The organism is Neomicrococcus lactis, assembly GCF_014200305.1.
GTDB lineage: Bacteria > Actinomycetota > Actinomycetes > Actinomycetales > Micrococcaceae > Neomicrococcus > Neomicrococcus lactis.
Map to the genome: position 1 here is coordinate 15,416 of NZ_JACHBL010000001.1, position 14,616 is coordinate 30,031.

Below are 14,616 nucleotides of genomic sequence, written 5' to 3' on the forward strand. Positions count from 1 at the left end.
CAGGCCGAGCGCAATCTCGGGTGGTTTGCAGGAGTATGATTTTCCCCTGCACGTAGGACATGTCCTGAATCTCTCTTCCGGGACATGCCTTACCTCCAACCAGATGGGAACACTCGCGTGAGCGAACAGCCTCCTGCGCACACGGCGACTTCGCCGGAGCATCCGCACGGACACCACCACCATCCGTCCACAGCGGAAGCGGAAATCAGTTCCGAAGGATACAAAAAGACCCTGACCCGGCGTCACGTCCAAATGATTGCCATGGGCGGCGCCATTGGTGTGGGTCTGTTTATGGGCGCCGGCGGACGCTTGGCCTCCGTGGGACCAGCCCTCATCTTCTCCTACGCGATCGCTGGTGTGATTGCGTACTTCCTGATGCGTGCACTGGGCGAGCTCATCATGTACCGCCCAACGTCTGGCTCCTTCGTGAGCTACGCCGGTGAATTGTTCGGTTCCAAAGGCGCCTACCTCACGGGGTGGATGTATGTCCTGAACTGGGTCATGACCGGCATCGCCGAACTCATTGCTATTGGCCTCTACTTCCAGTTCTTCTTCCCGGCAGTTCCCGTGGAAGTAGCCGCGATCTGCGCTCTGGTGCTGTTGGTGGCCGTGAACCTCTTTAGTGCCAAGGCCTTCGGCGAAGTGGAATTCTGGGCGGCAGCGCTCAAGATCACCGCCATCGTCTTGTTCTTGATCGTGGGCACCGTGATGGTGGTCATGAACACGCAGATTGGTGAGCAGCGCGCGTCTGTGGCCAACCTCTTCGCTTCTGACGGAGGCATGTTCCCGAACGGCATCGGCGTCTCGATCCTCGTCTTGAACGCTGTGATCTTCGCGTACAACGCTATTGAGCTGGTAGGTATTACCGCCGGCGAGATGGAAGATCCACAGCGCGAAGTCCCTAAGGCTGTTCGTGCGGTGGTCTTCCGTATTCTGGTCTTCTACGTAGGCTCCGTAACCCTCTTGGCCATGCTCCTTCCGTGGGACCAGTTCAAGGCCGGTCAGAGCCCGTTCGTGACCATCTTTGATCAGCTGGGCATTCGCTGGATCGGCGACATCATGAACCTCGTGGTGATCACGGCAGCGCTGAGCTCCTGCAACTCCGGCTTGTACTCGATTGGCCGCGTGTTCCGCGCGATGGCCAACAACGGTCACGCTCCGCACTGGCTCACCAAGATGAACAGCCGTTACGTCCCGTACGTCGCCATCTTGACGGTCGGCGTTGTGTATTTCGTCGGCATCATTCTCAACATTTGGTTGGGCGGCACCCATGCGTTCGACCTTGCGTTGAACACGGCATCCATCGGCGTTCTCTTCACGTGGGGAGCCATCTTTGCGTGCCAGCTTAAGCTGCGCAAGACAAAGGGACTCGTGTCCGCGCTTCCTATGCCAGGCAGCCCTTGGACCGGCTGGATCGGAATCATTAGCTTGGTCATCATCGGCATCTTGATCGGCTTTGACACGATGACGGATGCGAAGACCGGCGAAGTCTTCCACTTGGGTCTTTACACGATTGCCACCATCCCGCTCTTCGCGGTCTTGCTGTGGCTGGGATGGTTCAAGGTGCGGAACAACATCGCCAAGAGCGAGTTCTATTCCTAAGAAAGGTACGTTGTGGCTGAGCAAACGGCGAAGTTTGATTTCAAGAAGGACTTCGCACCGCTGTATCGGCCAACATCGAAGAGGTGGGCATCCGTTGAGGTGCCCACCTTTCGTTTTCTCGCGGTGAATGGTCACGGAGACCCCAATACGTCCGCTGCCTACGCGCAGGCCGTAGAGTCCCTCTACACCGTCGCCTATACGCTCAAGTTCGCGCTGAAGGAGCGGGGTCAGGACTTTGTGGTCCCACCCTTAGAGGGGCTGTGGAGCGCTGCGGACCCGACCTCATTTGTTGAGCGGCGGAAAGACGAATGGGACTGGTCCATGCTGATTGCGGTGCCGCCGTTCGCCACCGCCGAGGATGTGGAAAGCGCTCGCGAGAAAGCGAGTGCGAAAAAGCCTGAGTTGCCCCTGAGCGCGCTAGCGCTACGGGAAATTTCCGAAGGGCGCTCGCTTCAGATTTTGCACGTGGGAGCTTACGACGACGAAGGCCCCATCTTGCGGGAGCTACACGAAAAGGTCATGCCGGACGGGGGAGTGACCTTCAACGGTCCGCATCATGAGATCTACTTGAGCGATCCGCGACGAGTGGCGCCAGAGAAACTGAAGACCGTTTTGCGTCAGCCGGTGCGTGAGGTTTAGTCGGCCTGCGGGTCGTTGCCCGCATCTTTTTCGCGTTTCTTGAGCTCTTCTTCTCGACGCTTGAGCTCCTCTTCGCGCTTCTTCAACTCACGCTGGCGTTCCAACTGACGCAAGAAAGCGTCGTCGTCATCCGGCGCGGTAGAACGTCCTGGAGCATAGTAGCCGGAATTACCAGCAGCTCCGGTTGCGGGGGCGGCGCCTAGCGGGCGACCCAACCAGAACCACAAAAGTGCGCCGAGAAGCGGCAACAGCACAATAGTCAGAATCCATGCGGGCTTGGAGATGCTCCGCACGCGGCGGGCGTCCGAAAGGATGCACTGAATGAGCGCGTAAATAATGACGGACGCCGCGATGATGCCGCCGGCAATGTAGTACCTGACCATCTATCCATTGTAGGGAGGATCACGCGCTGTGGCTGACCGGGGGAGAAAGATAGTCTTCCGGCGAAATTGACGTCGGTAGAATGGAAAGCGTGCCTTTCCTGAAATATACGCTTCTGCGCCTTGGACTGTTCTTTGCTGCCTACGCGATTCTTTATTACGCGCTGGGGTGGAACATCCTGGTGGCGTTGCTCGCCGCGATGCTGATCGCCTTTGGCGTCAGCTACTTGTTCTTCAACAAGTTGCGCATTGCGGCAAATGAGCAGGTGGTGGGCCGCTTCAGCGGCCGCGCGAAGGGCAAAGAACGCGTCATTGACCATGATGCCGAGGCAGAGGACGCCTTCCAAGAGACGCTCGAGGACCCTTACGCGGATCCTGAAGAGCCGAAGCGCAACCAGTCCTAAATTTTCTCCTGAGCGCCATTATGTCTGAAATGTACATAATTTCAGACTGAAATGAGCATGGACGCTACAAGATGTTCGGATCATAATGATTGAGACCACTGTAGTGACGTACGCAATAGCGTGCGCAAAGGAGAATCATGAATCCGTCCCCCGAAAATAAATGGGATCGCGAAGTCGATCTGCTGGTGCTTGGAACGGGAGCGGCCGGTCTGTCAGCAACTCTGACTGCTGCAGCACAAGGGGCGAAGGTGCTCACGCTGGAGAAGACCGAATACGTCGGCGGCACCACCGCCTACTCGGCTGGCACAGCCTGGGTTCCAAATAACCACTTCCAACGTGAAGATGGCATTCTCGATGATCACGAGAAGGCTGTTCGCTACCTCGACGCCGTCGTCGGAGACAAAGTGCCTCGCGAAGGTTGGCTGGCCTACCTGGACGCCGCCTGAGGCCAACGGATCCGGCCTGAACATGGCGCTCGAAGTGGGCGCGAAGTTCAAGACGGACCTCGCCTCGCCAGCCGCGTGGTGCCCATTGTCGCTCATCAAGTACCCGAACGGCACCGAGGGCGTCTTCCCGCACATCATGGACCGCGCCAAGCCGGGCAGCATCGGCGTGCTCGCGAACGGCAAGCGCTTCGTGAACGAGGCCAACGGCTACTACGAATACGTGGACGCCATGATCAAGGCAACCCCAGAGGGGCAGCCGGTCAACTCGTGGCAGATCGCCGACTCCCGCTTTGTGCGCAAGTACCCGCTGGGCATGGCCAAGCCATTGCCCGTGCCGCTCACGCCGTACTTGCTCAACGGCTACCTGCAAAAGGGCAACACCATCGAGGAACTTGCCGAGAAATGTGGGATTGACCCGCCGGCGTTGGCCAAGACGGTCAAGGAGTTCAACGAGAACGCACGCCGTGGCGAAGACCCAGAGTTCGGCCTTGGCGAGACTCCGTTCAACCGTTACGGTGGCGACCCGAAGAACACCCCGAATCCATCGCTTGGCACTTTGGAAAAGGGTCCGTTCTACGCGGTCAAGGTGCTTCCGGGCAGCTTCGGCACGTTTGCTGGCATCGACGTGGATGAGAAGTCCCGCGTGCGCACCGAGTCCGGCGACGTGATCCCTGGCTTGTACGCAGCCGGTAATGATCAGGCCAGAGTCATGGGTGGCTACTACCCAGCTGGTGGCATCAACCTGGGTCCTGGGTTGACCTTCGGCTATGTGGCAGCTCGCGACATTGCTGGCGTGACCACCTACGAGGATGACAAGACCGAGGCTCCTGTCTAGTAATTAGTTCTCTCCACGCTCATCGTGACGTCTATTGGTACCACAGTTTGAGGCGACTTAAATGGTGCCTTTTGACGTCACGATGAGCTTTTTGCATACCCAGATGAAAGCGACGGTAGGAACCGCATGAATGAGCAGGTCGAACAGATGGGCACGCCTCCCACGGCGAGCACGCTTCCGGAGTTCGGCTTCTGGCCGGGTCGGCATCTGGAGCGCGTGTTTCTGATTACCGGTGCCAGTGGTGGATTGGGATCTGCAGCTGCTGAGCGCTTGAGCCGTGAAGGCGCCATCATCGTGGGTGCCGACGTTCTGGCGGCGGAGCTTCCTCCGGAAGCGGAGGGGATGTTCCGCGTTCTCGACGTGACCTCTCCAGAGCAGTGGAAGAAGCTCGTTGACGAGACCCTGCAGAAGTACGGGCGCATTGATGGAGCCTTGTTCTGCCACGGCGTGCAAGGGCCGGAGTTCCCGGTGGAAGACGTCCCGTTGGATGGCTGGCAGCGGACGCTCGATATCAACCTGACCGGTTGCTTCAAAGGTCTGCAGGCTGTGGTTCCGGCGATGAAGTCTGCGCGCTATGGACGCATTGCCATGCTGTCTTCGATCGCCGGCCGCGAAGGTAACGAGAACATGACCGCCTATTCGGTGGCGAAGGCCGGGCTCATCACGCTGGGCAAGTCCGTGGCGAAAGAGACCGCGAAGTACGGCATCACCATCAACTCCATTGCGCCGTCCATGTTCCAAACGCCGCTCTTGAAGGACCTGAGCCCCGAACGCAACGCGGCGTTGCTGTCCCGTGTGCCCATGGGCCGCATTGGTTATCCAGCGGAGTTTGCCGCACTCGCGTCCTGGCTGCTCTCCGTTGAAGCCAGCTACATGACGGGCCAGACGCTGGACCTCAGTGGTGGCCGCAGCGTCTCATAGGCCTACACGCAGAAGAACGGCGCTCGCAGTTGATAGCGAGCGCCGCTCGAACAGCGACTGAGGAACGAACAGCGACTGAGGAACGAACAGCGGCTTAGGAAAGCACAGCTCCCACGGCGAACAAGGCCGCGAACACCAAGCCGATGATTCCAGTGGTCTTCAACACTGGAATGAGCGTCCGGCGGTCAAGGCTAGGGGAGAGGACTGCCTTCGACGGCTTGAAACACAAGAGTGCAGCAAGCGCAGTGAGGGAGAGCCACGGGTGGCTTCCTACCAAGACCACGGGCAAGAGCACGGCCACAAAAAGCATTCCCACGAAGGCCCGGCGGGCATTGGTCTCACCGAGTCGCACAGCAAGGGTCATCTTGCCGACTTCGCGGTCCGTCGGGATGTCGCGGATGTTGTTGGCCATGAGCACCGACGTTGAGATCAAGCCGATGCTACAAGCGCCCACCCACGCGGGAGCCGAAAGCTGGTAGACCTGTGAGAACGTGGTTCCCAGAGTTGCAACCAGGCCAAAGAAGATGAACACCATGACGTCGCCGAGGCCCATGTAGCCATAAGGCTTCTTTCCACCCGTGTAGCCCCACGCGGCAAGAATGCACACGATGCCCACGAGGATCGCCCACCACAATCCGGAGATTGCCACGAGAGCCAGACCAGCAATTGCTGCGACTCCAAAGCTCAAGAACGCCGCGCGCTTCACCGCTCCAGGAGTTGCGACGCCAGAAGCGGTCAGTCGCAAGGGGCCAACGCGTACGTCGTCGGTTCCGCGGATGCCGTCCGAGTAATCGTTCGCGTAGTTCACGCCCACTTGAAGCGCCAAGGACACGATCGCGGCGAGCAGCGCGCGTCCCCAAAACACCGTCGGAGTGCCGGAAGCGGCAGAGATTTCATAGGCAGCGGCGGTGCCGATCACTACAGGTGCGACGGCAAGGGGCAGAGTGCGCAGTCGCGCGCCTTCAACCCACTGGGCAAAGCTGGCCAAGAATCCTCCACGTGAACAAAGTAGAACCACAAAATTTCAACACTCAATTATCTAGGATGTGCTGAAAAAGTCTTCATCGAGGGTGCTGGCGCAGCTCCTCGGCAATGCGAAGTCGGTCCGGCTTCCCGTTTCCCAGCAGCGGCAACTCGGCTGGATGCCACACAAATTTCGGCACGCTCGTGGCACCCAACTCGGTGCGAATTGCGGAAGTGAGTGCATCGTCGTCGTAATCCCCGGTGACGGCGAGCCCCACGGCCTCGCCCCATTCCGGGTGCGAAACCCCAATAACGAGCGCGGATGCCACGCCCGGCTGAGCCTCCACGAAGCGCTGAATGTGCGCGGCGTAAAGCTTGATGCCTGCGGAATTGATGACGTCATCCACGCGGCCGCTCACGCTAACCACGCCGTCGGTGAAGGCGCCGAGGTCGTCGGTGAGGTACCGGCGTTCAGAGTCGAGCTCGCGGAAATGTTCGGCGGTGCGCGCGGGATCGCCGAGATATTCGGTGGCGAGCGTGGGGCCGCCGAGCCACAGCCGGCCGCCCTCTTCGCGCACGCTCACTCCCGGCAGCGGCACGCCGTTGTAGACGCAGCCGCCGCAGGTTTCCGCGGATCCGTAGGTGAGGAAGATGTTCAGGTTTTCGCGCGCCCCGGCCTCGAGGACCCACTTGGGCGTGCGGCCGCCGCCGATCAAGAGCGCGTCGAAGCGCTTCAGATGAGCGAGCGTTTCCGCGGACGGATCCGTCAGGAGGCGCTGCAACATGGTGGGTACCAGCGACGTGATGCGCCGCCGATCCGTCATGAGCGCGGCTGCCTCGTTGAACGCGTCGGCGCTAAAGTGCGCACCGGGCTCCGTTGCGACAGGCTCCGTGCCCGCGAACAGCGAACGCGTGAGCACCGTCAGCCCGGCTACGTAATTGAGCGGCAAGGCGAGCAGCCATTGCCCTTCGAATCCCAAAAATTCCGCGGTGATCTGGGCATTCGCTGCGATCGCGTCCACGGATAGAGCGGTGCGCTTCGGCGTTCCAGTGGAACCGGAAGTTCGTACGACGGCGCCAGTCCCGTCAGGCGCGTCGCCCGCGAACGTGAGCTGGTTGCCTTCCAGAATTTCGACGGCGGGGCCCTCTTCTGCGAGCGCGAGTGAGAGCGCGCGCAGGGGTGCGTCGAGGAATTCCGGGTTGACGTGTGGCATATCGAATCCGCGGGGGATTAGAAGTAGTAAGGGTAGTCAGACCAGTTGGGATCGCGCTTCTGCAAGAACGCGTCGCGGCCTTCCACGGCTTCGTCCGTCATGTACGCCAAGCGGGTAGCTTCGCCGGCGAAGACCTGCTGTCCGGCGATGCCGTCATCGGCGAGGTTGAAGGCGAACTTGAGCATGCGGATGGCCTGAGGGGACTGGCGCGCGATGTCTGCGGCGTATTCAAGGGCCACTTCTTCGAGGCGCTCGTGGTGAACGGCTTCGTTGACGGCGCCCATCTTCACCATGTCTTCGGCGGAGTATTCGCGAGCGAGGAAGAAGATTTCGCGAGCGTTCTTCTGGCCGATTTGGCGGGCCAACAAAGCGGAACCGTAGCCGGCATCAAAGGAACCCACGGTGGCGTCCGTCTGCTTGAACTTGCCGTGTTCCTTGCTTGCGATGGTCAGGTCAGAGACCACGTGCAGCGAGTGCCCTCCACCGGCGGCCCAGCCGTTGACCACGGCGATGACGACCTTCGGCATGGTGCGCATGAGGCGCTGAACTTCAAGGATGTGGAGACGACCGGCGCGGGCAGGATCGATCGAATCCGCGGTCTCACCCTCGGCGTAGCGGTATCCGTCGCGGCCACGAATGCGCTGATCTCCGCCGGAGCAGAACGAGTGTCCGCCGTCCTTCGGGGAGGGGCCGTTGCCGGTGAGCAGCACGGTGGCGACGTCCGAGCTCATGCGAGCGTGATCCATCGCGCGGTAGAGCTCATCCACGGTGCCCGGGCGGAACGCGTTGCGCACCTCGGGGCGATTGAACGCGATGCGAACCGTCGGCAGATCGCGGATGATCTTGCCGTTTTCGTCCCGTTCCACCTGGCGGTGGTAGGTCATGTCCTCAAAATCGAAACCCTCCACCACGCGCCAGCGGGTGGGGTCGAAGATGTCGGAGACTTTTTCGGGCAGAGATTCGGCAGATACGGCGTTGTCAGTCACCTCTCGAGTCTATCGAGGCAACGAAGTTCACGCCTAAAAGGTGGTCGCCGCAGCGTTACACGCAGAACTCGTTGCCTTCGGGGTCGGCCATGGTCCACCACGTGTGCGGCCCTTGCTTGCCTTTCCAGAGCAGTCGTGCGCCGCGCTCTTCGAGTCGCTTGCGAACAGCGGTGAGGTCCTCGTTGGGATCAAGGCGCAGATCCAAGTGGATGCGGTCTTTCAGGATCTTCACGTTCTCGGTGAGCTGGAAAAGGATGCGTACGCCCGGGGCACCTGCTGGCGGGTTGATGGCGGCTCCGTCTTTCCAGGCAAGGACGCCGTTGACCAGAACGGTATCCTCCTCCGTGGCCTGACCTTCGGCGATCATCTTCTGGATAAACTCCGGGTTGGACGGCTCTACTTCCCAGCCCAAGGTCTCAGCCCACCAGGCGGCGAGCTCGTGCGGGTTGAAGGCATCAAAAGTGACTTGAATTCCGGCAATCATGAGGACGTGGCTCCGTTCGAGGTCAGTGCATAGAGGGATGACGTGCAGGTGGTGAGCAGGTCGCCTTTCGCGGAAAACACTTCCGCTTGAGTGACGGCGACCTTGCGGCCGGCTCGGATCACTGTACCCACGATTTTCAGAGGGCTCGTTGCTGGCGTGATGGCTTTCAAAAACCGGACCTGCAGGTCCAAAGACGTCCAGGCGGCGCCGGCAGGAGAAACAGAGTCCACGGCCATGCCGCACGCGTTGTCGCACAGCGTCGAAACGAAGCCGCCGTGTCCGGTCCCGATCTTGTTGAAATGGTCCGCGCGCAGGTCAACAGCCAGTTCCACGCGGCCAGCCTCGGCATGAACCAGACGGACCCCAATCAAATCGTTGAAGGGCGATTGCGGGATTTCTCCTGAAATCACGTGCTGCAAATACGTGAGACCGTCCATGGTCACTCGAGTAGCCTTGAGAGCAACAGAAGCCGCGTTCAAATCCGTTTCATGTACGTCAGTTTGCGAGTTTTCATGCACACCGCCGATCTTACGTCCCAGCCCCTACCCGCCGCGCGCCCGCGCTGGGATGGCGCCGTCAACGCGCGACACATTGTGGGCCAGATCTACGGGATGGGCCGCCGCGAATGGCTCACGCAGCGCGGTTGGCAGGATTTGGAGGACGACGCCGTAGCTACAGTCATCGATCTTCGGAATTTTTCAGAGTCGGGCAAGCGGGCAACGGACCCTGTGGGTGAAGCGCCGGCTGGCATCACGGTGGTGCACGTGCCACTCGAGGATCCTTCGCACCCTGACTTTGAGCGAGTAACTGTTTACGGATCGCTCGGCGTTCGTGCGGACGGAGCTCCCGAGCCCTCCATCCCGTATCTCCATCATCCGGCAGGCTACCCGGCGTATGTGGAGCTGTTTGCCGCCAACATCACCACCGCACTTCGAATGATCGCAGTGTCCCCGAGCGGCGGCGTCGTACTTCATTGCTCTGCGGGACGGGACCGCACCTCGCTGCTGGCCACATTCTTGCTGGACCTCGCGGGGAAGCGGGAGGAGATCCCAGCCGCGTACGCCGCGGGGGCTCACGGCATCAACGAGTATCACCGGGTTAGCACGGTGCCGCACCCCTATGAGAGGTATGCGGAACCGGAGCGGTTCGAGATGGAACTAGCGGACCGGCTAGAGGCGCTCGCAGAGTTTGTCGCGACTCTGGATGCGCAAAAGTTTTTGCAGGAAAACGGGTTCAAGGAATCTGAAATTGAGAGGCTCTTTCGGAAAGTCCGCGTGGAAGAATAGTGCCAAGCTATGCCCTAGATCACTTATCCGACTATTGTTTCTAGAACATCATTCAAGAAATCAGGGAAAAATGACTGCACTTCTTCGAGGGGCACGCATCGTGAATCCGCGACAGCAATTGGCCGCGTTCTTCGCCGCCTTCATTGCTTTATTCGCGGTACTGCTTGGCAGTACAAGCGCTGCAGCCGCACCACTTGCACACAACAACAACAATGCACCAGGCTCCGTGGCAGTGGTTACCTCCACGGCTAACGGCAAGACCTACGTGATCGGCACGGACACCACGTTCGCACCGTTCGAATTCCGTGACACCTCCGGTGAAATGACCGGTATCGACATGGATCTGATTCGCGCCATTGGCAAGGATCAGGGTTTCAACGTGGAGATTCGCTCGCTAGGCTTTAACGCTGCTCTTCAGGCGCTGAGCTCCAACCAGGTGGACGGCGTGATCGCCGGTATGTCCATCACCGATGAACGCAAGAAGATCTACGACTTCTCTGAGCCGTACTTCGAATCCGGCGTTCAGATGGCTGTCGCGGCCAACGATGACACCGTCAAGTCCTACGAGGATTTGAAGGGCAAGACCGTTGTTGCCAAGACGGGCGCCGAGGGCGAAACCTTCGCGAAGTCCATTGCTGATAAGTACGGCTTCACGGTTCAGTCCTTGGACCAGTCGGCCACCATGTACGAATCCGTGAAGTCCGGCAACGCTGTAGCCGTGTTCGACGACTACCCAGTTCTCGCATACGGCATTGCTCAGGGCAACGGCCTCAAGACGGTGACGGACAAGGAAGCTGGCGGCTCCTACGGTTTCGCAGTCAACAAGGGCAAGAACCCTGAATTGTTGGCAGCGTTCAACGACGGCCTTGCAAAGCTAAAGGCCAACGGCGAGTACCAGAAGATCTTGGACAAGTACCTCGCCGCGCCGAAGAACACCTCAAGCGGCAGCTTTTTCGATCTCTTGGGAACCGCTCTTCCGGCCCTCATGAAGGGCCTCGGGAACACCCTCTTGGTCACCGCGATCTCCTTCGTCTTCGCCATGATTTTGGGTCTGATCTTCGGCTTCATGAAGGTCTCCAACAACATCGTGTTGCGCGGTATCGCCACCACGTTCGTCAACATCTTCCGCGGCACTCCGCTGTTGGTGTGGGCGTTCTTCTTCTACTTCGGTATCCCGCAGATCACCGGTCAGCCCATCAACATCTGGGTTGCTGGCGTCCTGACCTTGGCACTGAACTCCGGTGCTTATGTCGCAGAAATTGTGCGTGGCGGTATTCAGTCCGTGGATCCGGGACAGCTTGAAGCTGCTCGCTCCTTGGGCCTTGGCTACGGCAAGTCCATGCAGCGCGTGGTGGTTCCGCAAGCATTCAAGATCATGACTCCGAGCTTGATCAACCAGCTCATCATCATGTTGAAGGACTCCTCGCTGCTCTTGGCTATCGGCTTCACCGAGTTGCTCTACCAGGCACAACAGATCTACGCAGCAAACTTCCGCGTGACTGAGGTCCTGATCATCGTGGCAGTGATTTACTTCATTGCGATCTTCTTGCTGACCAAGCTGGCGAACTACGCAGATAGGAAGTTCAACCGATGAGCACTCCAACGGTGGCCTCCACGGAGGCAAAAAAAGACAAGATTGTGGTGAAGGACCTTCGCAAGGCTTTCGGCACCAACGAAGTCCTCAAGGGCATCAACCTGACTGTCGCTGACGGTGAAGTGGTCTCGATCATCGGTCCTTCCGGTTCCGGAAAGTCCACGGTGCTGCGCTGCTTGAACAAGCTCGAGGAAATCACCTCGGGTCACGTGATTGTGGACGGCCGCGACCTCACCGATCCCAAGGTGGACATCAACGAAGTTCGCCGCTCCATTGGCATGGTGTTCCAGCACTTCAACTTGTTCCCGCACATGACTGTTGCGGAGAACATCATGTTGGCGCCGATGGAAGTCAAAGGCACTAACAAGAGTGAGGCTCGTGCGCAGGCCCTCGCGTTGCTTGACCGCGTTGGTTTGAAGGAGAAGGCGGACGCTCGTCCGGCCTCTCTTTCCGGCGGTCAGAAGCAGCGTGTGGCCATTGCCCGCGCTTTGGCGATGAACCCTGGCATCATGCTCTTCGATGAGGCCACGTCCGCACTTGACCCTGAAATGGTGGGCGAAGTGCTTCAGGTCATCCGCGACCTCGCCAAGGAAGGGATGACGATGGTCCTCGTGACCCACGAGATGGGCTTCGCTCGCGAAGTTTCTGACCGTGTCATCTTCATGTCAGATGGCGTGGTGACGGAGCAGGGCAAGCCAGCCGATCTCTTCGGCAACCCGCAGGCCCCGCGCTTGCAGGACTTCTTGTCTAAGGTTCTGTAATTCTCTAACCCCTCAGTGGCGCTATCCGTCGCGTTCACTGAGTACGACGCCGCAGCTCAATTCCGCTGTCACCCTCCAGTTTTCTTGTGGGTGACGTCGGGAAGGGCTGCGGCGGCTGCCTTTAATGCGCTTTTGCTTGCTTGTTTTCTCGGCAGATTCACCGTGCGGTTCGGGATGCCGTGGCAACTGCATGGAGGTAATAGAGGCTAGAAAGAGAAGTGGTCCGGCGCTGAGTTACAGCGCCGGACCGGAGACCAAGAGTCTTGCTCTTTCCTCAACTTCACACTTCGAATTTCCAGGTTCTCATTCCTAGCGACCCAGCTGCCCAAAACTAATGGCGCTCATGGTTGCAGGGTAGTAGGCCTTCAAGTAGCCCTCGGAGGTTGGGTGAAGGTTGTATGGATTGTTTGGATTGTAGTAGATCCAAGAATCACGATGCGTGCGTTTGGGGCGGAGCTGCGAATGACCGACAACGTGTGTAGAACTCTGGCGTAGAGCGAACTCAAAATCGACCCGGCTACTTGTTGAGCTCCGGCGCATTGAAGATCATCACCGTAAGCGCATGCTCCGGGGAGTTCAGCCCACGGCAATTCATTGCCGCCCACCGTCAGCGTTACGACTTCAGCATCACCGAGTGCTCCCGCGGCAACGGTGGCGGCGATGCCCGCTAAGGTAGCGGAATCCGCGCCAGCGCAAGCGAAATCGAGTGTGAGGTTGACGTTTTTCTTTGCTGCAAGCTTGGAGACGTGGTCGCTTCCGGTTCCTTGGGAGCAAGCGTCTCCTACGATGGTCAGGCTACCGGTTCCGTAGCCAGCCGAGTATGAATCACCGAGATTGACATAGTCAATGTTGCGCTCGGCCGCATTTGCGGTGGATCCAAAAGCTGCAGCTGCCCTTGCGACGGCCGCGAGGAACCCACCTACCCTTCGAGTGACGTTTCTTGCCATGGGACTGCACCTTCCAAAGTGTGCAGGTCCGTCGACGTTGAAGACCCCGCGCTTTGATCTGAAGTCAATCGACTCCAGTAGTTGCATCGTGTTCCCGATTATGCCGTCAAGATAGGGCAAATGGCGCCTAGGAACTATGAAATCGATAGTCATTTTTTGAACCTTTAGTGCTATCACTGAGTACCAGCCATGAGCGCCGAATCCTAAGTGTCACTGCCTGCTCATAGTTTTTGAGCTGTGCAGTTCGGTGATGATTCTCGGCATGGGGACGAGAGCGCCGAAGTGACAGAAAGGATTGGTGTGATGCTTCCCTTCACGCACCTTACATCCGCGGCCACTGGCCGTCTTCAGAAGTATGTTTTGACGGCCGGCTCAGCGCTTCTTGCTTTGGGCTTGCTGACCGGCTGTGTCAGCTCCGGGGCAGCCTCTGCCACTAATAGCGCGTCGTCCGCGAGTGAATCGGCGGCGAGTGAATCGGCGGCGAGTGAGGCCGCAGCGAGTGAGTCTGCCGCCAGTGCAAAGGCCTACGAGGAAGCCGAAGCAGCTGAACGTGAACTAGAAGCTGCAAAGTCTGAGGCAGCAGCGTCCTCTGAAGCCGCCCAAGCGGAAGCTGAGGCATCTGAGGCATCTGAGTCGGCTGCGGCGGAAGAAGCTGCAGCGTCATCCTCGGCTGCTGCAGCGTCGGCATCGGCCCAGGCGGAGAAAGATGCGGAAACAGAGGCAAGGAAGAAGATTGCCAATGCCAAGCCGGTCAACTCTCGCCAGCTTCAGCGTATCGTCAAGAACCCTGACGATCACGTGGGTGAAACCATGGTGATCTACGGCAGGGTCACGCAGTTCGACTCAGCCACGGGCGAGTGCATCTTCCGCGCCAACGTGGGTCACGCGAACATGCGCTATGACTGGGACTATGACCACAACTCGATCTTTGTCGCCGGTGACATGGAATCGGACTGCCCAGAGCTTGACGACGTGCTCCAGGATGACGAAGTGAAGGTCACCGCGAGCGTCGTGATGTCCTACTCGTACGACACCCAGATCGGCGGAAGCACCACGGTTCCGATGTTCCGTGTGGAGAAGATTGAACGCATCTAGTGCTCCAACATTGGGGGCATAAATAACGACGACGCAGCTCGCTTTTCTTAAGCCGCACC

At 59.2% G+C, this 14,616-nt stretch carries 17 protein-coding genes; 10 read left to right on the top strand and 7 right to left on the bottom strand.

From position 1 onward, the window contains the following. The first annotated feature begins 204 nt into the window (after positions 1-204). Positions 205-1,602, top strand: coding sequence for an amino acid permease (locus tag BKA12_RS00085; protein ID WP_271395453.1), 1,398 nt, complete (start codon positions 205-207; stop codon positions 1,600-1,602). A gap of 12 nt (positions 1,603-1,614) precedes the next feature. Next, on the top strand, positions 1,615-2,241 hold the full coding sequence (locus BKA12_RS00090; protein ID WP_338087379.1) for a GyrI-like domain-containing protein: 627 nt from the start codon (positions 1,615-1,617) through the stop codon (positions 2,239-2,241). On the opposite strand, the gene BKA12_RS00095 is transcribed toward BKA12_RS00090, so the two are convergent. After that, on the bottom strand, positions 2,238-2,624 hold the full coding sequence (locus BKA12_RS00095) for a PLDc N-terminal domain-containing protein (RefSeq protein WP_183639706.1): 387 nt from the start codon (positions 2,622-2,624) through the stop codon (positions 2,238-2,240). The two genes, BKA12_RS00090 and BKA12_RS00095, sit on opposite strands and share 4 nt — an antisense overlap. Before the next feature lie 89 nt (positions 2,625-2,713). Between BKA12_RS00095 and BKA12_RS00100 the strand changes: the two genes are divergently transcribed. From BKA12_RS00100 to BKA12_RS00110, 4 genes are all read left to right on the top strand, one after another. Then, positions 2,714-3,025: a DUF4229 domain-containing protein gene (locus BKA12_RS00100; RefSeq protein WP_183639708.1), complete on the top strand. Its 312-nt coding sequence runs from the start codon at positions 2,714-2,716 to the stop codon at positions 3,023-3,025. Between the two features lie 137 nt (positions 3,026-3,162). Continuing rightward, a complete protein-coding gene (locus BKA12_RS12270) occupies positions 3,163-3,471 on the top strand; it encodes an FAD-binding protein (RefSeq protein ID WP_221228022.1) in 309 nt (102 codons plus the stop codon). Next, positions 3,380-4,306, top strand: a complete 927-nt coding sequence (locus tag BKA12_RS00105; protein WP_246361574.1) for an FAD-binding protein — start codon at positions 3,380-3,382, stop codon at positions 4,304-4,306. The genes BKA12_RS12270 and BKA12_RS00105 overlap by 92 nt, the downstream gene beginning before the upstream one ends. A gap of 126 nt (positions 4,307-4,432) precedes the next feature. Continuing rightward, positions 4,433-5,227: an SDR family NAD(P)-dependent oxidoreductase gene (locus tag BKA12_RS00110; protein WP_183639710.1), complete on the top strand. Its 795-nt coding sequence runs from the start codon at positions 4,433-4,435 to the stop codon at positions 5,225-5,227. A 94-nt stretch (positions 5,228-5,321) separates the two neighbouring features. Here the strand turns inward: BKA12_RS00110 and BKA12_RS00115 are convergent, their stop codons facing one another. The 5 genes from BKA12_RS00115 to BKA12_RS00135 form a co-directional block, all read right to left on the bottom strand. Continuing rightward, complete coding sequence (locus BKA12_RS00115) at positions 5,322-6,215, bottom strand: 1,4-dihydroxy-2-naphthoate polyprenyltransferase (protein ID WP_183639712.1); 894 nt, start codon at positions 6,213-6,215, stop codon at positions 5,322-5,324. 73 nt (positions 6,216-6,288) lie between these two features. Further along, positions 6,289-7,404: an AMP-binding protein gene (locus BKA12_RS00120; RefSeq protein WP_183639714.1), complete on the bottom strand. Its 1,116-nt coding sequence runs from the start codon at positions 7,402-7,404 to the stop codon at positions 6,289-6,291. Positions 7,405-7,421: 17 nt separating this feature from the next. Next, on the bottom strand, positions 7,422-8,390 hold the full coding sequence (locus tag BKA12_RS00125) for a 1,4-dihydroxy-2-naphthoyl-CoA synthase (protein ID WP_183639716.1): 969 nt from the start codon (positions 8,388-8,390) through the stop codon (positions 7,422-7,424). A 55-nt stretch (positions 8,391-8,445) separates the two neighbouring features. After that, a complete protein-coding gene (locus BKA12_RS00130; protein WP_183639719.1) occupies positions 8,446-8,874 on the bottom strand; it encodes a VOC family protein in 429 nt (142 codons plus the stop codon). Next, the gene (locus BKA12_RS00135) at positions 8,871-9,311 is read right to left on the bottom strand and encodes a PaaI family thioesterase (RefSeq protein ID WP_246361708.1); all 441 of its coding nucleotides are present in this window, start codon (positions 9,309-9,311) and stop codon (positions 8,871-8,873) included. Before BKA12_RS00135 ends, BKA12_RS00130 begins: the two co-directional genes overlap by 4 nt. A 75-nt stretch (positions 9,312-9,386) precedes the next feature. Between BKA12_RS00135 and BKA12_RS00140 the strand changes: the two genes are divergently transcribed. The 3 genes from BKA12_RS00140 (at position 9,387) to BKA12_RS00150 (ending at position 12,515) form a co-directional block, all read left to right on the top strand. After that, complete coding sequence (locus tag BKA12_RS00140) at positions 9,387-10,160, top strand: tyrosine-protein phosphatase (RefSeq protein WP_183639723.1); 774 nt, start codon at positions 9,387-9,389, stop codon at positions 10,158-10,160. A 70-nt stretch (positions 10,161-10,230) separates the two neighbouring features. Next, on the top strand, positions 10,231-11,754 hold the full coding sequence (locus BKA12_RS00145; RefSeq protein ID WP_221228024.1) for an amino acid ABC transporter substrate-binding protein/permease: 1,524 nt from the start codon (positions 10,231-10,233) through the stop codon (positions 11,752-11,754). After that, on the top strand, positions 11,751-12,515 hold the full coding sequence (locus BKA12_RS00150) for an amino acid ABC transporter ATP-binding protein (RefSeq protein WP_183639725.1): 765 nt from the start codon (positions 11,751-11,753) through the stop codon (positions 12,513-12,515). The genes BKA12_RS00145 and BKA12_RS00150 overlap by 4 nt, the downstream gene beginning before the upstream one ends. Positions 12,516-12,880: 365 nt before the next feature. On the opposite strand, the gene BKA12_RS00155 is transcribed toward BKA12_RS00150, so the two are convergent. Further along, positions 12,881-13,462: a GDSL-type esterase/lipase family protein gene (locus BKA12_RS00155; protein ID WP_183639727.1), complete on the bottom strand. Its 582-nt coding sequence runs from the start codon at positions 13,460-13,462 to the stop codon at positions 12,881-12,883. A 303-nt stretch (positions 13,463-13,765) separates the two neighbouring features. Here BKA12_RS00155 and BKA12_RS00160 point away from each other — a divergent pair, with 303 nt between their 5' ends. Beyond that, complete coding sequence (locus BKA12_RS00160; protein WP_183639730.1) at positions 13,766-14,557, top strand: hypothetical protein; 792 nt, start codon at positions 13,766-13,768, stop codon at positions 14,555-14,557. The last annotated feature ends 59 nt before the right edge of the window (positions 14,558-14,616 follow it).